The 21325-nt window shown below is 73.9% G+C and carries 14 protein-coding genes; 6 read left to right on the top strand and 8 right to left on the bottom strand.

Going from position 1 to position 21325, the window contains the following annotated elements; translation table 11 throughout:
• Positions 1–64 precede the first annotated feature (64 nt).
• Positions 65–1735 (top strand): malate synthase A, encoded by a 1671-nt coding sequence (gene aceB / locus CELGI_RS03160; protein ID WP_013882666.1) that lies wholly within the window; start codon positions 65–67, stop codon positions 1733–1735.
• Here aceB and CELGI_RS03155 read toward each other — a convergent pair.
• From CELGI_RS03155 to CELGI_RS03140, 4 genes are all read right to left on the bottom strand, one after another.
• Positions 1692–2423, bottom strand: coding sequence for a hypothetical protein (locus CELGI_RS03155; RefSeq protein WP_013882665.1), 732 nt, complete (start codon positions 2421–2423; stop codon positions 1692–1694). The two genes, aceB and CELGI_RS03155, sit on opposite strands and share 44 nt — an antisense overlap.
• Positions 2420–3781: a hypothetical protein gene (locus CELGI_RS03150; RefSeq protein ID WP_013882664.1), complete on the bottom strand. Its 1362-nt coding sequence runs from the start codon at positions 3779–3781 to the stop codon at positions 2420–2422. The genes CELGI_RS03155 and CELGI_RS03150 overlap by 4 nt, the downstream gene beginning before the upstream one ends.
• Complete coding sequence (locus tag CELGI_RS03145; RefSeq protein WP_013882663.1) at positions 3778–4503, bottom strand: ATP-binding cassette domain-containing protein; 726 nt, start codon at positions 4501–4503, stop codon at positions 3778–3780. The genes CELGI_RS03150 and CELGI_RS03145 overlap by 4 nt, the downstream gene beginning before the upstream one ends.
• A 352-nt stretch (positions 4504–4855) precedes the next feature.
• A complete protein-coding gene (locus tag CELGI_RS03140) occupies positions 4856–5611 on the bottom strand; it encodes an SDR family NAD(P)-dependent oxidoreductase (protein ID WP_013882662.1) in 756 nt (251 codons plus the stop codon).
• A gap of 140 nt (positions 5612–5751) precedes the next feature.
• On the opposite strand from CELGI_RS03140, the gene CELGI_RS03135 reads away from it, so the two are divergent.
• Positions 5752–6597: a helix-turn-helix transcriptional regulator gene (locus CELGI_RS03135; RefSeq protein WP_013882661.1), complete on the top strand. Its 846-nt coding sequence runs from the start codon at positions 5752–5754 to the stop codon at positions 6595–6597.
• Positions 6598–6779: 182 nt separating this feature from the next.
• Here CELGI_RS03135 and mfd read toward each other — a convergent pair whose 3' ends face one another.
• The gene (mfd, locus tag CELGI_RS03130) at positions 6780–10394 is read right to left on the bottom strand and encodes a transcription-repair coupling factor (protein WP_013882660.1); all 3615 of its coding nucleotides are present in this window, start codon (positions 10392–10394) and stop codon (positions 6780–6782) included.
• Between the two features lie 289 nt (positions 10395–10683).
• Between mfd and CELGI_RS03125 the strand changes: the two genes are divergently transcribed.
• On the top strand, positions 10684–11667 hold the full coding sequence (locus CELGI_RS03125) for a sulfite exporter TauE/SafE family protein (protein WP_211206546.1): 984 nt from the start codon (positions 10684–10686) through the stop codon (positions 11665–11667).
• Positions 11668–11774: 107 nt separating this feature from the next.
• Entirely contained in the window at positions 11775–12413 is a 639-nt protein-coding gene (locus tag CELGI_RS03120; protein ID WP_150104648.1) for an AMIN-like domain-containing (lipo)protein, read from the top strand.
• A gap of 70 nt (positions 12414–12483) precedes the next feature.
• Here CELGI_RS03120 and CELGI_RS03115 read toward each other — a convergent pair whose 3' ends face one another.
• The gene (locus CELGI_RS03115) at positions 12484–16104 is read right to left on the bottom strand and encodes a PKD domain-containing protein (RefSeq protein WP_013882657.1); all 3621 of its coding nucleotides are present in this window, start codon (positions 16102–16104) and stop codon (positions 12484–12486) included.
• Positions 16105–16399: 295 nt separating this feature from the next.
• Between CELGI_RS03115 and CELGI_RS16255 the strand changes: the two genes are divergently transcribed.
• Both CELGI_RS16255 and CELGI_RS16250 read left to right on the top strand, forming a co-directional pair.
• Positions 16400–18526: a GumC domain-containing protein gene (locus CELGI_RS16255; RefSeq protein WP_013882656.1), complete on the top strand. Its 2127-nt coding sequence runs from the start codon at positions 16400–16402 to the stop codon at positions 18524–18526.
• Positions 18523–20262 (top strand): glycosyltransferase, encoded by a 1740-nt coding sequence (locus CELGI_RS16250; RefSeq protein WP_013882655.1) that lies wholly within the window; start codon positions 18523–18525, stop codon positions 20260–20262. Before CELGI_RS16255 ends, CELGI_RS16250 begins: the two co-directional genes overlap by 4 nt.
• Here the strand turns inward: CELGI_RS16250 and CELGI_RS03100 are convergent.
• Positions 20259–20849 (bottom strand): glycosyltransferase, encoded by a 591-nt coding sequence (locus CELGI_RS03100; protein ID WP_013882654.1) that lies wholly within the window; start codon positions 20847–20849, stop codon positions 20259–20261. The genes CELGI_RS16250 and CELGI_RS03100 overlap by 4 nt on opposite strands.
• Entirely contained in the window at positions 20846–21298 is a 453-nt protein-coding gene (locus tag CELGI_RS03095) for a glycosyltransferase family protein (RefSeq protein WP_041574081.1), read from the bottom strand. The genes CELGI_RS03100 and CELGI_RS03095 overlap by 4 nt, the downstream gene beginning before the upstream one ends.
• Positions 21299–21325: the final 27 nt, after the last annotated feature.

The raw sequence follows: 21325 nt of genomic DNA, 5'->3' as shown, positions 1-21325 counted from the left end.
AGCGTCGCCACGGCCCCGCGCGCACCCTCGTCGTCCCCATCCGGAGTCCTGAAGGAGAACCGCCATGACCGTCATCACGCCCCTGGCCAGCCGCACCATGCTCACCGACCCGTACGCCCGGCCCCGCCTCGAGGTCACCCCCGGCGCGGACGTTCCCGGCACCACCGAGATCCTCACGCCCGCGGCGCTCGACTTCCTCACCGACCTGCACGCGCGGTTCGCGGGCCGCCGGCACGACCTGCTGCTGGCCCGCCAGCACCGCCGCGACCGGTGGTCCAACGGCGCCGATCCCGGGTTCCTGCCGCTGACCGCGGGCATCCGCGCCGACCCCGCGTGGCGCGTCGCCGGCCCCGGCCCGGGCCTCGAGGACCGCCGGGTGGAGATCACCGGCCCCACCGACCGCAAGATGACCGTCAACGCGCTGAACTCGGGCGCCAAGGTGTGGCTCGCCGACCACGAGGACGCCATGAGCCCCACGTGGACCAACGTCGTCGGCGGCCAGCTCAACCTGTTCGACGCGATCCGCGGCCAGGTGGACTTCACCACGCCCGAGGGCAAGGAGTACCGCGTCCGGCCCCAGACCCCGACGATCGTGTTCCGGCCCCGCGGGTGGCACCTCACCGAGAAGCACATCGCGTTCGTCGACCGTGCCGGCCAGCGCGGCTCGTCGTCGGCCTCGCTGGTCGACGCCGGGCTGTACCTGTTCCACAACGCCCGTGCGCTGATCGACTCCGGCCGCGGACCGTACCTCTACCTGCCCAAGCTCGAGGGTCACCTCGAGGCCCGGCTCTGGGACGAGGTCTTCCGGTTCACCGAGACCTACCTGGACCTGCCGCACGGCACCATCCGCGCGACCGTCCTCATCGAGACGATCACGGCCGCGTTCGAGATGGAGGAGATCCTCTACGAGCTGCGCGACCACTGCGCCGGGCTCAACGCGGGCCGCTGGGACTACATCTTCAGCGTCATCAAGAGCTTCCGGAACCGCGGCCCCCGGTTCGTCCTGCCCGACCGCTCGCGCGTCACCATGACCGTGCCGTTCATGCAGGCGTACACCGAGCTGCTGGTGGCCACGTGCCACCGGCGCGGCGCCCAGGCGATCGGCGGCATGAGCGCCTTCATCCCCAACCGCCGCTCGCCCGAGGTGACGTCGCGTGCCCTCCAGCAGGTGCGCGCGGACAAGCAGCGCGAGGCCGGCCAGGGGTTCGACGGCACCTGGGTGGCGCACCCGGACCTGGTGCCCGTCGCGCGTGAGGTGTTCGACGAGGCCCTGGGCGACCGCGTCGACCAGCGGCACCGCCTGCGTGAGGACGTCCACGTCACCGAGGCCCAGCTCCTGGACATCCCGTCCGCCGGCGGGGCGGAGCCGGGTGCGGTGACCGACGCGGGCCTGCGCGGCAACGTCTCGGTGGCGGTCCGGTACCTCGAGTCCTGGCTGCGCGGCGTCGGCGCCGCGGCGCTCGACGACCTCATGGAGGACGCCGCCACCGCCGAGATCTCGCGGTCGCAGGTGTGGCAGTGGGTGCACCAGGAGGTCGTCACGGACTCCGGCACCCTCATCACCGCCGAGCACGTCCGCACGGTGCTGGCCGACGTGCTCGACTCGCTGACGCGCTCGTCGGGCGACCGGTACGACGACGCCGCCGCGCTGTTCGAGCAGGTCGCGCTGGCCGAGGAGTTCCCGACCTTCCTCACCGTCCCGGCCTACGCCCAGCACCTCGTCGACCGCCCCTGACACCTGGCCGGTGGTCGGCTCGCCCGGAACTCACGCCGGGCGGGCCGACCACCGCATGCAAGCCGCGGTCACGCAGGTACCCGGGGCTGCGCGGATCGAGCACCGCGAGGCCGACACCGGCGACGGCGACCGCTGAGGCCACCACCAGCTGTGCCCCAGACGCCGACTCCCGGAACAGCAGCGCCCACGGTGTCCAGTCCGACTCCCCGGGTCCGGAGAGCACCGCGGCGGCGAAAGCGAGCACCCCGGGGACGAACGCGTAGACGACGCCGGCCAGAGCGGCCGTCCCCGCACACAAGCCGCTCATCAGCAGCAGGTTCCTGATGCTCGCCCCGGCCGCGACGTCGGGCCCCACACTCGTACCCAGGAGGACGATCGCGGCGGCGAGCGCGGACGTGACGGCGTACGAGATCGCCCTCGCACCCAGCACCCGGCCGTTCCGGAAGACGACGGGCGTGCGGGCGGTCGCATGCGCGACGCCCACGGCCACGCCGAGCAGGACCGGGACGATCACCAGGACACGGAGCGTCGGCATCAGGGGGAACGGGCCGAGCCGGCTGATCTCCCCGTCGGGGAAGATCAGCGTGATCGCGGCCGCGAGCGCGAGCAGCGGCAGCGTCGAGAGCCATCCGGTCGCCCGCAGCAGCACCCATACCGTCAGCGGCAACCTGGTCGGGGCTCCCGTCACCCCGGCCCTGCCAGGAAGTCGTAGGTGCACGTCCGGAACTGCTCCATCACGCGCGCCGCCTCCTGCGGAGCCAGGAGCGGCGGGCCGGGATCACCCGCGCCCGCGACGACCGCGTCCGGGTCGACCAGGGCGAGCCAGGTCCCGACGAGGCGGTCGAGGTCGGCGAAGTACTCCTCCGAGAGCTCAGCGCCGCTGACCGCCGCCTCCGCCACGGGGAGGTCCCACGGTGTGCAGTGGGTCGGCTCGACGAGTCCGAGCACGAGCCCCTCGTCCGACGGCGCCTGGCCCTCCAGCTCCGCCTCGACACGAATGGCCGCCGTCCCGGGTCCTCCAGGGCTGTACGAGGCGCTCGCCTCCTCCACGCGCGCGGGCACGAGCGCCGCGTAGCCGTGGGTGCGGGCAGCCTCGAGAACCACTCCGAGCTCACGTCGCACCTCGCCCGCCACCCTGCGGTGCTCGGGGAACATGCAGACCGTCACGCCTGCGACGGGTGCACAGTCGGTCGGCCGCGCGTTCGTCCGGGCCAACCGGTCGTCGGGCCCCGCCTGTCCGGCCACCACGACGAGGGAGCCGGCGGTGAGCACCACCGCCCACTCCGCGGCGCGGATGCGCCCCGCGCGCGCGATCCCGGGGCGGATCACCAGGCATGCCGTCACCATGGCCGCGAGCAGCAGCGCCTGCACCGCGAGATAACCGCCGTCGAACCCTCGTCCCACCCGGGGGACGAGGGACCCGCCCGCATACAGCAGGGCGACGCCGCTCTCGACTCGGCTCGAGGTGAGGAAGACCAGTGCGAGCACCGCGACCGCCGCGAGGATGCCCGCGAGCACCGCGCTCACCGCCCGCCCGAGGAGAGTCCCGACTGCCGTGAACAACGCGAGCATGAGCACCTGCGCCAGGACGGCGAGCCAGGCGAACCGGTCGACGTGCACCGGTGGCACCACCGCCGCGCCGACCACGATCGTCAGGACGTAGGCGCCGCCCGCGACGATGGTGTACGCGTAGGTGACGGCTGCCGCCGGAGAACGCCAGAACCGCATCCCCTCGACGTGCCGCGCACCCTCGCCGAACCGGGCCATGTCGAGTGCCGCGGCACCGGCGACCACCGGTCCGACCGCCAGAAGACCGATCGGGACGAAGTCGATCAGCCACGTCAGGTCTCCGCGCCATGGGGCGCCGCGCATCGTGAGGACACCTGCGTTGATCAGGCAGATCCCCAGCGCCACCCAGCGCAGGAGCCCATGCCGCGCGACGAAGCGCACGACGTGCCACCACGACCGGGCAGACCCGGTCCCCGGAGCGGGTGCGAGCCCGGCGTACGGGCTCGACGGCGGAGCCGGCGCCGCCTCGGCGATCACGGTGTGCCCTCGGCGCGGACCACGGCCAGGAAGCCGCGTTCCACCGTCTCCGACGAGACGGTGGACGCCCCGCCTCGCGCGGCCAGCTCGGCAGTCGTGCCGGCGAAGACCTGACGGCCGTCCGCGAGGATGAGCACGCGGTCCGCGACTGCCGCGACGTCCTCCGCGAGATGCGTCGAGACGATGACGGCGCGCTCGCGTGCGAGGTCGACCACGAGCGCACGCAGGTCACTCCGCTGCACCGGGTCCAGTCCGACCGTCGGTTCGTCCAGCACCATCACCGCGGGCGCGCCGAGCATCGCCTGCGCGACGCCAACCCTGCGGCGCATGCCACCGGACAACCTGCCGAACGGTGACCGCGCGCGGTCGCTCAGCCCGACCGCGCCCAGGACACCGTGGATCTCCTCGTCGGTCACGGGCCTCGAGCGTGACGCACGGCACCAGCCGACGAACCCGAGGTAGTCGGCGACCGGGGTGTTCCGGGGCGCATCGAAGTCCTGCGGGAGGTACCCCGGCCGCGAGTACTCCCCCGACGCACCCGACCGCACGGTGACGGACCCTCGCCTGGCCGGCAGCACGCCCACCATCACCTTCATCAACGTGGACTTTCCGGCACCGTTCGCGCCCAGCAGCGCTGTGACCCCGGTCCCCAGCTCCGCGGACACCGGGCCGAGCTGGAACCTGCCCGCAGTGGCCTCCACCTCGCGCAACGACAGCATCATCAGCGCACCCCCTTGTCGCCCATCCGCCGGTCCCTGCACGCCGGCCGGGCTGCAGGAGCGCGGACGTCACCGCAGCCCCGGCCGACGCGCGTCACGTCACCGGTGGCGCGTCGGCGCGGGTCTCGTCGACCGCGCCTGGCCCCGGATCGCCGGGTGACGACGTCGTCGTCCTGGCACGGCTTTGCCATGATCCTGCCCCTGTCCCCCTGGGTGAGCGGACCACGTCGTCGTGGCGCCCGTGGGATCGCTCCCGCAGCAGGACCCTAGGGAGGGGGGTTCGACAGGTCAATCACGGCTCCTCGAGCCCGGAGCGCGCAGCCGTCGCCTGCCCAACCGCGCGCCCGGTGGCCCGTCACAGCGACTGGCCGCCGGACGCCTCGATGCGCTGGCCCGTGGCCCAGGAGAGCGACGACGAGACGATCGCCGCGGCGGCCCGGCCGACGTCGTCGGGCTCCCCCACGCGGCCCATCGCGCTCGCACCCTCGATCATCGCGCGGTAGCGCTCGTCGTCCCGGATGACGCCGCCCGCGAAGTCGGTGGACGTCGCCCCGGGCGCGATCGTGTTGACCGCGATCCGCCGCGGCCCGAGCTCCTTGGCCAGGTAGCGCGTCCACACCTCGACCGCACCCTTCATGGCCGCGTACACGCTGTACGCGGGAGCGCCGACGAACCGCGTGAGCCCGCTGGACACGTTGAGCACGTGCCCGCCGTCGACGAGCAGCGGGGCGAGCTCCTGCGTGAGCAGCACGGGCCCACGCACGTGGACCGCGTACAGCGCGTCGACGGCCGCGGCCGTGGTGCCACCCAGCGGCGTGGAACCCGCGACGCCCGCGTTGTTGACGAGCACGTCGAGCCCGGGCGCGCCCCACCCGTCCAGCACGGAGCCCAGCGCTGCCGCGAACGCCGCGAACGTCTCCGGGGCGGATGTGTCGAGCTCGAGCGCCGCGGCCCGGCCGCCGCCCTGCTCGAGCATCGTCACGACCTCGTCGGCCGCGGCGGCCCCGCGCACGTACGTCACCACGACGTCCGCTCCGTCGGCCGCGAGCGCGAGCGCGGTCGCCCGGCCGAGCCCCCGTGAACCACCCGTGACGAGTGCGGTGCGAGTCATGTGCGTCCCTCCGTCCTGCCGCCCGCGGACCGGGCGTCGTGGATCCACCCTGAGGCGGGCCCGCGGACGCATCCAGGCCGCACCTGTCCAGGGATCCGCGATCCCTGGCTCCCGCCCGCCGCACGGGCGACGATGCAGGCATGGACCGACCCCAGCTCGCCGACTTCCTGCGGGCCCGACGCGCCGCGCTGCAGCCCGAGGACGTGGGCCTGCCGCGCGGATCGCGACGGCGCACGGCCGGGCTGCGCCGCGAGGAGGTGGCCGCGCTGTGCGGCATGTCGGCCGACTACTACGGCCGGCTCGAGCAGGGCCGCGGCCCGCAGCCGTCGGAGCCGATGCTCGGCGCGATCGCCCGCGGGCTCCACCTCACGCTCGCCGAGCGCGACCACCTGTTCCGGCTCGCGGGTCACCACGCACCCGACCGCGCGGCCCGGGCCGACCACGTCGCGCCCGCGGTGCTGCGCATCGTCGACCGCCTGCACGACACGCCCGCGATGGTCGTCACCGAGACCGGCGAGACGCTGGTGCAGACGCCCGCCGCGATGGCGCTGCTCGGCGACCAGACCCGCTTCACGGGTCTCGACCGCTCCACCGTGTTCCGCTGGTTCACCGACCCGTCGTCGCGCGACGTGTACCCGCCCGAGGACCACGACGAGCGCGCCGCGACGTTCGTCGCCGAGCTGCGGGCGGCGTACGCGCGTGGCGGTGCCGGCTCGCGTGCGCACCGGGTGGTAGAGGCTTTGCTGGCCCGCAGCGACGAGTTCGCCACGCTCTGGGCCCAGCACCGGGTCGACGACAAGCACGCGCGCACCAAGCGGATGCAGCACCCCGATCTCGGCACGCTGACCGTCGACTGCCAGACCCTGCTCGACACCGACACGGGCCAGCGCCTGCTCGTCTTCACGGCGACGCCCGGCACGCCCGACTCCGACAAGCTCGCGCTCCTGACCGTCCTGGCCCCCCGCCAGAGCACACCCGCCCCCTGACGCGCTGCGTCCCCGCCCACCGCCCTGCTCGGGCGCATCCCCTCGGTCGACCTGGCGGATGACGACCAGTTCGGCGGGTGGGGCCCGTCGGGAAGCCGTGCACGGCCGCATCCCCTCCCGTCGACCTGGCGGATAACTACCAGTTCGGCGGGTGGGTGTGGGGGGCGGGGGTGGGTGGGGGGTCAGCGGGTGGTGCCGACCTGGGCGGCGGTCGAGACGTCACCCCGGACGATCGCGTCGATGAACTGGCGGCACCAGGTGAGCAGAGCGGCCCCGTGCAAGGGCTTGCCACCGATGCGCGCGGTCGTCGGGAACGGCACGAGCGCGGTGCGCACCGCGGGCTTGACGATCGAGCCCGGGTAGAGGCGCTTGAGCCGCAGCTGCGCGGACTCGGGCAGCTCGACGGGGGCGAAGCGCACGAACTTGCCCTGCGCCGTGATGTCCGTCAGCCCGGCCGAGCGCGCGTGGTTGCGGAACTGCGCGACCTCGAACAGGTTGTCCACCGCGGCGGGCACGGGGCCGTAGCGGTCGACGAGCTCGGCGCGGACCTCGGCGAGCGCGGCGTCGTCCGCACCCACCGCGACCTTGCGGTACGCCTCGAGGCGCAGCCGCTCGTGCGCGATGTAGTCGTGCGGGATGTGCGCGTCGACGGGCAGCTCGATCGTGACGTCGGGCAGCTCCTCGGGCACGTCGTCGCGGAAGGACGCGACGGCCTCGCCGACCATGCGGATGTACAGGTCGAAGCCCACGCCCTCGATATGCCCGGACTGCTCGCCGCCCAGCAGGTTGCCGGCGCCGCGGATCTCGAGGTCCTTCATCGCCACGGCCATGCCCGCACCCAGGTCGGTGTTGGCCGCGATGGTCTGCAGACGGTCGTGCGCGGTCTCGGTGAGGGGCTTCTCGGGCGGGTACAGGAAGTACGCGTAGGCGCGCTCGCGCCCGCGGCCGACGCGGCCCCGCAGCTGGTGCAGCTGCGACAGGCCCAGCAGGTCCGCGCGCTCGAGGATCAGCGTGTTGGCGTTGGAGATGTCGAGGCCGGTCTCGACGATGGTCGTGCAGACCAGCACGTCGAACCGCTTCTCCCAGAAGTCGACGATGACCTGCTCGAGCTGGTGCTCGCCCATCTTCCCGTGCGCGACCGCGATGCGGGCCTCGGGCACCAGCTCGTTGAGCCGCGACGCCGTCCGCTCGATCGACTCGACGCGGTTGTGCACGTAGAACACCTGTCCCTCGCGCAGCAGCTCCCGGCGGATCGCGGCGGAGATCTGCTTCTCCTCGTACGCCCCGACGAACGTCAGGACGGGGTGCCGCTCCTCGGGCGGGGTCGCGAGCGTCGACATCTCCCGGATGCCCGTCACGGCCATCTCGAGCGTGCGCGGGATGGGCGTGGCGCTCATGGCCAGGACGTCCACGTTGGTGCGCAGCGCCTTGAGCGTCTCCTTGTGCTCGACGCCGAACCGCTGCTCCTCGTCGATCACCACCAGGCCCAGGTCCTTGAACCGGACGTTGCCGGTGATCAGGCGGTGCGTGCCGATCACGATGTCCACGGACCCGTCCGCGAGCCCGTCGACGATCGCCTGGCTCTCCTTGGCGGTCTGGAACCGGGACAGCGCCTTGACCGTCACGGGGAACGCCGAGTAACGCTCCGTGAACGTGTCGAGGTGCTGCTGGACCAGCAGGGTCGTCGGGACCAGCACCGCGACCTGCTTGCCGTCCTGCACGGCCTTGAACGCGGCGCGCACCGCGATCTCGGTCTTGCCGTACCCGACGTCCCCGCAGACCAGCCGGTCCATCGGGATCGACTTCTCCATGTCGGCCTTGACCTCGTCGATCGTCGCGGCCTGGTCCGGCGTCTCGACGTACGCGAACGCGTCCTCGAGCTCGCGCTGCCACGGCGTGTCCGGGCCGAACGCGTGCCCGGGCGTGGCCATGCGCGCCGAGTACAGGCGGATCAGCTCCGAGGCGATCTCCTTGACCGCCTTGCGCGCGCGGCCCTTGGTCTTGGCCCAGTCGGTGCCGCCCATCTTGTTGAGGCTCGGCGCCTCACCGCCCACGTACTTGGTCACCTGGTCGAGCTGGTCCGTCGGGACGTACAGCCGGTCCCCCGGCTGGCCGCGCTTGCTGGACGCGTACTCGATGACCAGGTACTCGCGCGTGGCGGCCGAGGCGCCCGAGCCGACCGTGCGCTGCACCAGCTCGACGAACCGGCCCACGCCGTGCTGCTCGTGCACCACGAAGTCCCCGGGGCGCAGCGCGAGGGGGTCGACGACGTTGCGCCGGCGCGAGGGCATGCGTCGCATGTCTCGCGTCGAGGATCCCGTGCGGCCCGTGAGGTCGGACTCGGACAGCACCGCGAGCCGCAGGCCCTCGGCGACGAAGCCCGGACCCACGGGTGCGGGCGTGACGAGGACGACACCGCCCTCGGGCTCCTGGTCGATGGTCGCGACGAGCCGCGCGGGGCAGTCCGCGGCACGCAGCTGCTCGACCATGCGCTGCGCCGGGCCGTGGCCCTCGGTCGCCAGGAGCAGGCGCCACCCGGCCTGCTGGAGCGCGCGCACGTCGGCGACGGCCCGCGCGACCTCGCCGCGGTACCGCTCGACGTCCCGCGCGGCCACGACGAGCGTCTCCACCCCGTCCGTCTCGCGCACCGGGGCGTCCGCGCCCTCGTCGTCCGCGCCCGCGTCGAGCGTGAAGCCCGACAGCGTCCACCAGCCCAGGCCGCGCACCGCGGCGAGCGCACGCACCTCGGCGAACGTCGCGAACGACGCGGCGGACAGGTCGAGCGGCGTCGCGGCACCCGCGGCGGCCGACGTCCACGCGGCCTCGAGGAACTCCTGCGTGGTCGCCACCAGGTCGTGCGCGCGGCGGCGGATGCGCTCCGGGTCCGCGAGCACCAGCAGCGCGTCGTCGGGGACCAGGTCCAGCACGGGGACCATGCGCTCCACGAGCGCGGGCGCGAGCGACTCCATGCCCTCGACCGCGATCCCGGCGGCCAGCTTGTCGAGCATGTCGATCGCGCCGGGCAGCTGCGGCACGAGCGCCGCGGCCCGCTCGCGCACCGCGTCGGTCAGCAGGATCTCGCGGCACGGCGGCGCCCACAGCCCGTGGTCCGCGACCTCGAGCGAACGCTGGTCCGCGACCGAGAACCACCGGATCTCCTCGACGTCCTCGCCCCACAGCTCGACGCGCAGCGGGTGGGACTCGGTGGGCGGGAACACGTCCAGGATCCCGCCGCGCACCGCGAACTCGCCGCGCTTCTCGACCATGTCCACGCGTGAGTACGCCGCGTCGACCAGCCGGTGCGTGAGCTCCTCGAGGTCGACGCGGTCGCCGACCGCGACCTCGACGGGTCGCAGCTCCCCGAGTCCCTCGACCACCGGCTGCAGCAGCGCGCGCACGGGGACCACCAGCACGCGGATCGGCCCCGCGGGCCCCGGCTCGGGTGTGGGGTGCGCAAGCCTGCGGAACACCGCGAGGCGCCGCGCGACCGTGTCCGCGCGCGGCGACAGGCGCTCGTGCGGCAGCGTCTCCCACGCGGGGAGCACCGCGACGTCGTCGTCCGGGAGGTAGCAGCGCAGCGCGTCCGCGAGCTCGTCGGCGTCGCGTCCCGTGGCGGTGGTCACGACCAGCGGGCGCCCGCGGCTGCCGGGGACCGCGCCGGCCAGCGCGGCAAGCAGCGGCGGCCGGATGCCCGCGGGACCGACGACGTCCACCTCGCCACGCGCGGGCAGGGCGGCGAGGGCCGCGGCGGCGGCCGGGTCGGCGAGCAGGGCGGGCAGGAGGCCGGTCAGGTCCATGGGGTCCTCACGACGGGGTCGTCACCGGGGGTGACGGGGCGAGCGGGGTGGGGCCGGAGCGGTCCCGGGCAGCACGAGCGCCCCGACGAACGGGCCGCGGGGCCGACGGCGACGGGGTCTCCGGGCGGCCCTGCGCACGGGCGCGGGGTGCGCGCACAGTCTACGAGCGGGCACCCACACACGCCCGGTCCGCTGACCGCGCGCGGAGCGCCGGGGAGGTCCTGGGCGCCGCGGGGGAAAGTCGAGTACGCGGGTTGGTTTTCTCGGGTCGAGCGGGCACCCTTGTCCGGTGGACTGGACCATGGCCGCCGCGGCGTTCGGCATCGGCATCGTCGTCGGGCTGACCGGCATGGGTGGCGGCGCCCTGATGACCCCCGTGCTGGTGCTGTTCTTCAACGTGCCGCCGCTGACCGCGGTCTCGTCCGACCTGGTCGCCAGCGCCGTGATGAAGCCCGTCGGCTCGGCCGTGCACCTGCGCCACGGCACCGTGAACCTGCAGCTCGTGAAGTGGCTGGTGATCGGCTCGGTCCCGTCCGCGTTCTGCGGCGTGCTCCTGCTGCAGCTGTTCTCGGACGACGAGCAGGTCCAGCACACCATCAAGATCGCGCTCGGCGTGGCGCTCCTGCTGACAGCGATCGGCCTGGTGGTCCGTGCCTACCTACGCCTGGCCGAGCGCGCCCGGCGCCGCGACGGCCACGCCGACCCGCTGCCCACCGGCACCCCGCGCGTCACGGTCCGCCCGCTGCCGACCGTGCTGCTGGGCGTCGTGGGCGGGCTGATCGTCGGGCTCACGTCCGTCGGGTCGGGCTCACTGGTCATCATCGGGCTGATGATGCTGTACCCCGGGCTCAAGGCCAGCCAGCTCGTCGGCACGGACCTGGTGCAGGCCGTGCCGCTCGTGGCGTCCGCCGCGGTGGCGCACGCGCTGTTCGGCGACCTCGACATGGCGATCACGTGGCCGCTGCTGATCGGCTCGATCCCCGGGGTGTTCATCGGCGCGCAGATGTCCGCGCGCCTGACCGGCGGCCTGGTGCGACGCGCGCTCGCGTTCGTGCTGCTCGCGTCGGCGCTCAAGATGCTCGGGCTCGGCAACGTGCAGACTGGGGCCGCCCTGGTGGCCACGCTGCTGCTCGCTCCCCCGATCTGGATGCTGATCCGCCGCCGGCACGGCTTCCCCGCACTGACGCCGCGCCGGCCCAAGGCGGCGAAGGACGTCGCGCCGCTCGCCCGTGCGGGTGCATCACCGCACGACGAGGCACCGCCACGTGGGTGAACTGTCCTTTTCGTCCTGTTCTGGCGGCGGCTGACCAGCGATGCTGTGCAGGCCCGTCGTCGGACGGGCACGGCCGCGTGCGGCCGGGAGGACAGGGGGTGCACCCGGTGAGCAGGACGACGATCGTCGGACGGGTCGGCTGCGGGCTCGTGCTCGCGCTCGCGCTGACGGCCTGCACGGGCGAGGACAACGATCCCGGCCCGACGTCCGCCGGACCGACGTCGACGAGCACGAGCGCCGCACCCGGTCCGGACGACGCGAGCGCGGAGACCGACGGGCCGAGCCCCTCGGCCGCGCCCAGCACGACGGCACCCGTCCCGCCCGACACGGTCGGCACCGCACCCCGCCGCCAGCCGGACGGGACCCCGGGCGACCTCACCGCGGTCGACGTGGCCACCGACTCCACCGCCGACACGGTCACGTTCACGTTCGACGGCACGGGGCTGCCCCCGTACGAGATCGGCTACCAGGACGTCGTGATGCGCGGCGAGGACGACCCGCTGCTGCTCGACGGCACCGCCGCGATGACCGTGACGTTCACGGATGCCAGCCCGGGCGCGCGGGGCGTCACGGGCAAGGACGTCATCACCAACGAGACGTTCGACCAGCCCGTGGTCCGGCAGGTGGTGCTCGCGCGGAACCTCGGCGGGACCGTGGTGTTCGGCCTGGGCCTGGCGGAGCAGGTGCCGTTCTCGGTCGAGGAGGACCGCGAGGGCGGCACGCTCACGCTCGTCCTGCAGCACTGACTGGGCGCGGCCCGTCCGGGCATGACGAGAGGGCGGGGGCCGCAGCCCCCGCCCTCTCGTGCGGTGCGGGTCAGCCCGCGGGGGTCAGCACCAACGAGGCCATGACGGCCTTGGCGTTGGCCGAGTCCGCGACCGCCGTCCAGCCGCCCGCGGACCCGGCGGCCAGCGGACCGCTGTCGCCGAAGGCCGCGACGGCCCGGCCCGAGCCGCTGCCGACGCTGAGCCCGCGTGACGTCACCCCGGCCGGCAGGGTCCACGTGGTGGTCGCCGAGGACTTGTCCGCCCAGTAGCTCAGCACCACCGCGTTCTGCGGCACCGTCACCGTGGGCGTGGTGTGGCCCGTCTGCGCCACGGTCTCGAGGTCGACCGCGAGGTCGGAGGCCGTGAGCGGCTCGGCGCCCCGGTACGCGAGCACCGCGAGCGAGCCCTTCGTGATCGCGGACATCGGGAACGCCACCTCGGCGCCCGCGTCGGCCGCCGTCGCGGTGCGCGTCCACACGCGCGTCGCGAGCTGGGCGGACGAGGTGGCCGGCCCGAGCGGCGTCCAGCCGGCCGGGGCGGTGGTGGTCGCCGTCGGCGAGTTCCACGTGAGGATCGCCACGAGCTGGTCACCGGCCTGCACCTGCGCGGGCGCGGTCGTCGCGAAGCGCGCGGTGTTGGCGTTCGCCGACTGCGCACCGACGAACTCGACCTGCACCACGGGCAGCTCCACGCTCACCACGCGGTCGGCCGTCGCGGTCGCTCCCTGCGCGTCCGTGACCGTGAGGGTGACCGTGAAGTCACCGTCAGCGCCGTACGTGTGCGACGCGGTCTCGCCGTCGCCCACCTCGCCGTCACCGAAGTCCCACGCGAAGCTCGCGATCGGCCCGTCGGCGTCCGAGGACCCCGAGGCGTCGAACGAGCACACGCGTGCGGGCGTGCACGTGGCCTCGAAGGCCGCGACCGGATCGGCGTAGGCGTAGGTGACCGACAGCTGCTGCGTGGCCTGCGCCTCACCGTCGCGGTCGTCGGTGACCGTGAGGACCACCGGGTACGTGCCCGAGCCGGCGTAGGTGTGCGTGACGGCCTTGCCTGACCCCGTCGCACCGTCACCGAAGTCCCACGCGTAGTGCGCGACCGTGCCGTCCACGTCCGCCGAGGCTCCCGCGTCGAACGCGCACTCCTGGTCCTCGCACGTGACGCTGAACGACGCCGTCGGCGGGATGTTGGGCGCGGTGCCGTCCTCCGACTGGAAGACGAACAGCGCGCGGGCGTCCCACCGGTGCCCGTCGAGCGCCGGGCCGGACACGGTGGTCGCGGTGCCCGCGGCCGGTGCCGTGCCGGTCCAGTCGGTGCGCACGAGGTTGCCCGACGGCGTCCCGAAGTAGAGCTTGCCGTTGGCCTGGAACATGCCGCGCACCTGCGTCAGGTCGACGCCCGTGACGTTGCTCGCCGCGGTGTACCGCACCGCCCCGACCACGTCGCTCTCGGGCGTGAGGTACCGGTAGTACAGCGCGTTCTGGCCCGCGAGCGTGAAGTACATGCGCCCCGACGGCCCGTCGAAGAACAGCCCGGTCATCCGGGTGATCTCGTCGTGCCACGCGGCCAGCGGCGTGAGCTGGTCGGACGTGTCGACCGCGTGCGGCGCACCCCACGTGGTCCCGTCGAACGTGCGTCGCGTGAACGACCCGTCGGCACCCGCGATGTACGCCTGGCCGAGGGACATGAAGATCCCGCGCACCCCGGAGAACGCGATGCCGCCGTTGGGCACGGCCGCGGTCGCCCCGACGGTGGTGCCGTCGTACGGGGTCCGCGACAGCTGGTCCGCGCCGCTGACGAACGGCGGCAGGTCGGTGCGGACGATCTCGATCCCGTTGATGAGCGGGTTCTCGACGCCGTGCGTGAGCCGGATGTTGACCGTGCCGTCGCTCGTGGTGGTGAACTCCTTCACGGTGCCCACGTTGTGGCCCACGTCCGCAGCGATGTCGTAGTCGTCGATCACGGTCGCGCCGTCGAGCTGCACGTCGAAGACGCGCTGCCCCGGGTTCTGCGTGCCCGAGTACCGGTTGGCGAAGAACAGCCGGACCTTGATCGGCAGCCCTGCGGTCACCGGCAGGTTCCACTGCATCTCGGGGGCCGCCGTGTCGTCCCAGCGCTCGGTGTCGAAGATCGACAGCGGCGTGGTGCTCGGCAGCGTCGCGGACCGCGTCACGGACGGCGAGTAGCTCGCGGAGTTGGGACCGCCGATGCGCAGCGGGCTGGTCGCGGAGGTGTCCGCGGCCCACGCCGGTCCGGCGTCGGTCGACGGCACCGCGGCGCCACCGGCGTTGATCCGGTACAGGTAGGACGGGTCCGTGGGCGCGCTCAGCGACCCCGCGGAGTAGATGCTGCCGCCCAGCGTGGCGGCCGGCGTCTGCGGCACGTCCCAGCCGCCCGAGAGCGGCAGGAACGCGATGCGGCCCTTGTACTGGTAGGCCCCGATGCGGTCGGTGTCCGAGCCCACCCACAGCCCCGTGGGCGTCGCGAGCAGGTCGAACACGCCCACGCCGCGCGTGCGGGTCGGGTTCCAGGAGAACGGCAGACCGTTCTTCGGGTCGAGCGCCGCGATGCCGGGGCGCGAGACCGCGCCGGGGCCCGCGCTGTCACCCGCGTACGGGTTGTTCTGCCAGCGCGCGTGACCGCCGGTGTAGACCGCGGTGCCCGTCACGGCCACGGCGTACGTGGTGTCGCCGCCGGTGTAGTCCGTCCACGTCGGCGTGATGCCCGTGCCGCTCGCCGCGGTCTCCCAACGCGCCGTGACGTCGCACGCGCTGTTCGCGCCGCCGTACGCACCCGTCGTCGTGACGACGAAGTACGTGCCGTCGGGCGAGAAGTCCAGGTCGCGCATGTAGCTGGTGAACGCCGACGCGCACGCCGAGGTGTAGAAGTTCGTCTGCCAGTCGGCGGGCTGCGCGCTCGCACCGGTGAGGTCCAGCATGAACAGCTGGTGGTTCTGCACACCCTGCAGCGTGTCCACGTTGCCGATGCCGACCAGGCGTGTGCCCTGCGGGTTGACGTCGATCTTCACGATCGTGGTGTTGCCGCCGTTGTGCACGCCCTCGAGCGCGAGGCTCATGTACGGGTCGAACGCGCCCGTGGTCGCGTTGACTGTGGCGAGCGCAGGCTGGCGCTTGCCGGCGACGTGCGTGAACGTGCCCGCGATCCACAGCCGGTTCCCCACCAGCCGCAGGTCCTTGACCCGCCCGGAGAACGTCGGCACGACGAAACCGCCGACGGGCGCCCCGTCCGAGACGCGGATCCGCGCGAGGCTGGGCGTGCTCTGCCCCGCGATCGTGTTGAAGCTGCCCCCCACGTAGACGCTCTGCCCATCGCCGGCGGGGATCACCGCGGTGACCTCACCGCTCGCGTTGGGCTGGAACGTCGAGCTGATCGCACCCGTCGTCGCGTTGAACGCGACCAGGTTGGTGCGGGCGAGCTCGGTGGTGCTGGTCGCGCTGCGCACGCGGGTGAACTCCCCACCCAGCACGATCATGTTGCCGACCTGGGCGATCGCGTTGACCTGCCCGTCGAGCACGTGCGGCGTGAAGTTCGCAGCGACCTCGCCGACGAGCTTGTCCTGCGGCACCTGGTAGGCCTGCGCGGCCGGGGTGCTCACGACGGCGAGCGACACCCCCAGCGCCGCTGCGGCGGCACCAGCGATCCATCTACGCATGCGCCCTCCAACGTGGCGATCCAGCGGGCCGGCGGGGCGCGCTATCGGGGCGAGCGTACTGGCGCAAATCGGGCATATCTCCGCCCGGTCGGGGTGAAAACGGACCGGTCACCCGAACGGGCGTTCGGGCACGGGCGAATCGGGTGAAAAGCGGACGGGTCGGACCGTGACGGTTCCCCCGGGCGGCAGACTGAGGCACCCGCACGGCGCGGGCGTCGCGCGCGTGCCCGCAGGGGTGACCGCGACGAGCGCGGAGGGGACGCCCGCCGCGCGCACGAGGAGAGCGGAGGCGCTCGTGGCACTCACGCTCGACGAGCGCCCCACCGCCCCACGTCCGCTCGCTGCGCCTGATCCCGACGCCCGCGGCACGACCGCCTGGCGCACATGGCCGCTCACCGTGCTGGTGCTCGCGTTCCCGGTGTGGTGGATCCTCGGGCTCAGCGCGTTCGTGCCGATCCTGGCCACGGTGCCCATGGCGGTCGACCTGGTGCGGCACGGCTCGGTCCGGCTCCCGCGCGGCGCGCTGTGGTGGGGGCTGTTCGTGGTGTGGCTGCTCGCGAGCGGGCTGATGCTGTGGGTCGACGCGCCCGGAGCCGTGCCGGGCGGCGGCGGCGGACGCCTCATGGTCTACGGGTACCGCGTCGCTTGGTACCTCGCCTGCACGGTGGTACTGCTGTGGCTGGGCAACGCCGACGAGCGCCAGGTGCGCACCGACGTCGTGCTCCGGCTGCTCGGCTGGATGTTCGTCTGGACGGTGCTCGGCGGGCTGCTGGGCACGTTCCTGCCGCGCTTCGAGGTGACGTCCGCGGTGGAGCTGGCGCTGCCGGGCGGGCTGCGCAGCAACGGTTTCGTGCAGTCGCTGGTCCACCCGCAGGCGTCGACCATGACGACGTTCCTGGGGCACGTCGAGTACCGGCCCAACGCACCGTTCTCATTCGCGAACTCGTGGGGCGCCAACCTCTCGCTCTACCTGCCGTTCTTCCTGCTGGGCTGGTGCCGCCGGGGCGCCGGGTGGCGGCGCGTGGTCGCCCCCGTGGTGCTCGTGCTGGCCGCGCTGCCGGTCGTGTACTCCATGAACCGCGGGCTGTGGCTCGCGCTCGGCGCGGGCGCCGCGTTCGTCGTGGTGCGGTGGGCGCTGCGGGGGAACCTGGCGCACGTGGTCGCCCTCGCGACCGCGCTCGTCGTCGCGGCCCTGGTGCTCTGGGCGAGCCCGCTCGCGGACGTGGTGTCCGAGCGACTGGCCAACGCGCACAGCAACGACCGCCGCTCCGAGCTGCTCGAGCGCACCGTCACCAGCACGCTCGAGGGCTCGCCCGTGGTGGGCTTCGGCAGCACGCGGGACGTGCAGGGCAGCTTCGCGTCCATCGCCGGCGGCTCCACGCCGGACTGCCCCGCGTGCGGCGTCCCGCCGCTCGGCACGCAGGGCCACCTGTGGGGCGTGATCTTCACGACCGGAGTCGTCGGGGCCGCGTTCTTCCTGCTGTTCTTCGTCCGCCGGGCATGGGCGCACTGGCGGTGCCGCACGCCCGTGGAGACGCTCGCGGCGGTGATCCTGCTGTTCTTCGCGATCGAGCTGTTCGTCTACGACACGCTGGGCCTCCCGCTCATGACGGTCATGGCGGCACTCGCGCTCGCGTGGCGGGAACGCGACGACGACGGCACCGACCTGGCGCACGTGCGCGCCCGGCTGCGGCACGCGGCACCGCTCGTCGTCGCGCTGACCGTGGCGGGCGCGGGCGTGGGCATGGTGGTCGCCGCGCAGCAGCCCGAGGTGTACGCCGCGCGCACGTCGCTGCTGCTGGCGCGGCCGCCCGTCGCGCTCGACCCCGACAGCGGGACCGAGCGCAAGAACCAGGAGATCACGGTGGACACCGAGGCCGCGCTCGTCGTGTCCGCGGGCACGCTCGACCGCATCGACCGGACCATCTCCGGGCAGGCCGCGCTGCGCGACGCGATCACGATCACCGCGGCCCCGAACACCGACGTGCTGACGATCGAGTACCGCTCGACCGACGCGGACCGCGCGAGCGCGGTGGCCGACGAGCTCGCGGCCGGGTACCTGGACTCGCGCGCCGACTACCTGGCGCTGCGGCGCGAGCAGGTGCTCGCGTCGCTCGACACGGCGCTGCGCAATGCCATCGAGCTCGACACCGCGGGCGACAGCAGCCGCCCGCTGCTCACCGAGGAACGCGTGCAGCGGTACATCGACAACGTGCTGCTCGCGACCACCGAGGCGGGTGAGGTGGTGCGCTCGGCCCGCAGCGTGCGCCTGCCCGACGAGGCCGCGGTCCCCGTGGTCTCGGGTGCACTTCTCGGTCTGCTGTCCGCGCTCGCGCTCGACGCACTCCTGTCCGTCGTCCACCGTCGCCCGTCGGGCCTGCCGCCCGTCGCGTCGCCCACGCCCGCCCGGAGCCGTCCATGACCGCCGCGCCCACTCTCGCCCCGCCCGCCGGACGCGCCGACCCGGCGCTGCCCCGGCTCACCAAGGAGCGCGACCAGATGTTCACGGTCCTGGTCGTGGACCCGCTCGCGGTCCCCGTGGCGCGGTGGCTCGCGCGGCGCACGCGCGTCTCGCCGAACGCGGTGACCCTCGTGGCGCTCACGCTCGGGCTCGCGGCCGCGGGCGCGTTCGCCGCGGGCTGGTGGCGCGCGGGCGGTGCGCTGTTCCTGGCGCGGTTCTTCGTCGACTGCCTGGACGGCAAGGTCGCCCGCGCGCGGGGCACGTCCTCACGCCGCGGTGCGGCACTCGACCTGGCCGCGGACGTCGTCGGGATCCTGGCGTGCACGGCGACGTTCGGCTGGGCGCTCACGCGCGCCGGCACGGTGCCGAGCGCCGCTGCCGTCGGGCTCGTCACGCTCGTCGGGACGTACAACTGGGCGCTGCAGTACCGCAAGCAGCTCGCCGCGGCCACGGGTCAGGGCGACGGCGGGGCGGGGGGCCGTCTGCCGCGCGAGGTGCCAGGGCTGGGCTGGTGGGTGCGGTTCGCGCAGCGTCGTGACATGAGCCCGCTGCCCTGGGCCGTCGAGGTCGAGGTGCTCGCGCTCGGGCTGCTGCCGCTGCTCGCGCCGGCCGGCGCGCTCGCGTGGGCCGTGTGGGGCGCGCTCGCGTTCTACGCGCTCGCCACGGCCGTCAACCTCGCCCGCGTGTGGCGGCTCGCCGCGCGCGCCGACGCCGGACCCGCCACCGACCCGCACCGACCGGGCACCCGTTCGAAGGAGGGCATCACCGTGCCGACGACCGCACCCGGGACGCTACCCACCGCCACGGTGGTCATCGCGACGCACAACCGCCCGGAGCTGATGCGCGTGGCGGTCGCCGCCGTGCGCGCGCAGGAGTACGACGGCGTGGTCGAGACGATCGTCGTGTTCGACGGCGCCGAGCCCGACCCCACGGTCGCCGACGACGACCCGCTCCGGCCCGTGCGCGTGGCGGCCAACACCGAGCGCACGCGCGGCCTGGCGGGCGCGCGCAACACCGGCATCCTCGCCGCGTCGGGCGACCTGGTGGCGTTCTGCGACGACGACGACGAGTGGCTCCCCGGCAAGCTCGACGCCCAGGTCCGGCAGCTGCTGGCCGACGGTGCCGACACGAGCGTGACCGGGATCGTCGTGGTCTACGAGGACCACGAGACGCCCCGCATCCCGCTCGCGCACGAGATGACGGTCGAGACGCTCGCGTCCCGCCGCGTCATGGCCGCGCACCCGTCGAGCGTCGTGGTGCGCCGGTCCGCGCTGCTCGGCCCGATCGGCCTGGTGGACGAGGAGATCCCCGGCAGCTACGGCGAGGACTTCGACTGGATGCTGCGCGCCGCTCAGGCGGGGCCCATCAGCGTGGTCAGCGAGCCGCTGGTGCGCGTGCGCTGGGGCCAGTCGCTGTTCTCGCAGCGGTGGGACACCATCGTCGCCGCGATCGACTACGGCGTCGCCAAGCACCAGGTGCTGCGCTCGAGCAGGTCGGGCATGGCCCGGCTGATGGGCCGACGCGCGTTCGCGCTCGCCGCGCTCGGGCGGCGGCGGGAGAGCGCGGGCAGCGCATGGCGCGCGTTCCGCTACGACTGGCGCGAGCGGCGCACGTACCTCGCGCTGCTCGTGGTGGCCCGCGTGCTGTCGGCCGAACGCGCGATGGCCGTCGCCCACCGTCGCGGCCACGGCATCTAGCCCCGCGGGGCCCGTGCGCCCGATCGGGCCGAGCGGCGCAGGAGGCGCAGGCGCCGCGACGGGACCGCGGTCAGGCGCGCGACCTCCTGCCCCAGCACGGCCGCGGCGTGCGCCGGATCGGGCAGCGCGGCACCGGGCCGCGGCAGGTCACCGGCCAGCCCACGCTCCACCAGCGCGGTGAGCGCCGCGGCGTCGTGCGCCACGAGCGCGAGGCCCCGCTGCTCGGCGAACCGTGCGAACCGTTGCTGGTGGCCGTCCACGTGCTCGCCGTGCTGCGGGTCGCGCGGGACCACCACGGGCATGCGGCCCGTGCGGTAGGACTCGACGATCGTCGAGGGGCCGCCGTGGCTCACCACCACCGCGGCGCGATCGAGCAGGCCGGCGAGCTCGGCCTTGGGCAGCAGCGGGACGCCGTCGGCGGCGGTGGGCGGCTGCGACGTGCCGTGCTGCACGACGACGTGCACGTCGGGGTGCGTGCGCGCGAACGCGTCGAGCCACGCGACGACGCGGTCGAAGGGGTGATGGTCTGTCCCGACGAGACCCAGCACGAGCGGGCGCGCGTCGGACTCGTCGTGCGCCGCGGTCACAGCAGCGGCCCGACGACGAGCGCACCCGGGTACTGCTCCTGCTGCTCGGGCCACTGCACGCAGAACAGGCTCGCCCAGGGCCGGCACAGACGACCGGTCAGGGTGCGCGAGTCCACCCGGTCGTACACCTCGACGTACACCGTGGGGATCCCGAGCGCGCGCGCGACGACGAAGAACGGCAGCGCGACGCCGGCGCCCGTGGAGACCACGACGTCGGGCTTGTCCGCGAGCAGCGCGCGCACCGCGAGGCCCAGGTTCCGCACCGCGTTCGGCAGGTGCCGCGTGGTGGGCCAGTACGCCCAGCGCACGCGCTCGTCCGCGAGCGCGGTCCGCGCGTCGAGCGTGTCGAACGTGACCCACGAGCGCCGGTGCCCGCTCCACCAGCCGCGCATGGCGACCATCTGGGCGAGGTGGCCCCCGCTCGAGCCCACGAACAGCACCGACGTCATCCGCACATGCTGACGCACGCGCGTGCG

The organism is Cellulomonas gilvus ATCC 13127, from assembly GCF_000218545.1.
GTDB lineage: Bacteria > Actinomycetota > Actinomycetes > Actinomycetales > Cellulomonadaceae > Cellulomonas > Cellulomonas gilvus.
Note: the sequence above shows the minus strand (reverse complement) of the source record. Positions and strands in the feature narration are given on the sequence as shown.

Bases quoted from the DNA above. Each gene is read 5' to 3' on its own strand.
- CELGI_RS03140 (WP_013882662.1), bottom strand. From the start codon at position 5,611: ATGACTCGCACCGCACTCGTCACGGGTGGTTCACGGGGGCTCGGCCGG.
- CELGI_RS03115 (WP_013882657.1), bottom strand. From the start codon at position 16,104: ATGCGTAGATGGATCGCTGGTGCCGCCGCAGCGGCGCTGGGGGTGTCG.
- CELGI_RS03135 (WP_013882661.1), top strand. From the start codon at position 5,752: ATGGACCGACCCCAGCTCGCCGACTTCCTGCGGGCCCGACGCGCCGCG.
- CELGI_RS16250 (WP_013882655.1), top strand. From the start codon at position 18,523: ATGACCGCCGCGCCCACTCTCGCCCCGCCCGCCGGACGCGCCGACCCG.
- CELGI_RS03145 (WP_013882663.1), bottom strand. From the start codon at position 4,503: ATGATGCTGTCGTTGCGCGAGGTGGAGGCCACTGCGGGCAGGTTCCAG.
- aceB (WP_013882666.1), top strand. From the start codon at position 65: ATGACCGTCATCACGCCCCTGGCCAGCCGCACCATGCTCACCGACCCG.
- mfd (WP_013882660.1), bottom strand. From the start codon at position 10,394: ATGGACCTGACCGGCCTCCTGCCCGCCCTGCTCGCCGACCCGGCCGCC.
- CELGI_RS03095 (WP_041574081.1), bottom strand. From the start codon at position 21,298: ATGACGTCGGTGCTGTTCGTGGGCTCGAGCGGGGGCCACCTCGCCCAG.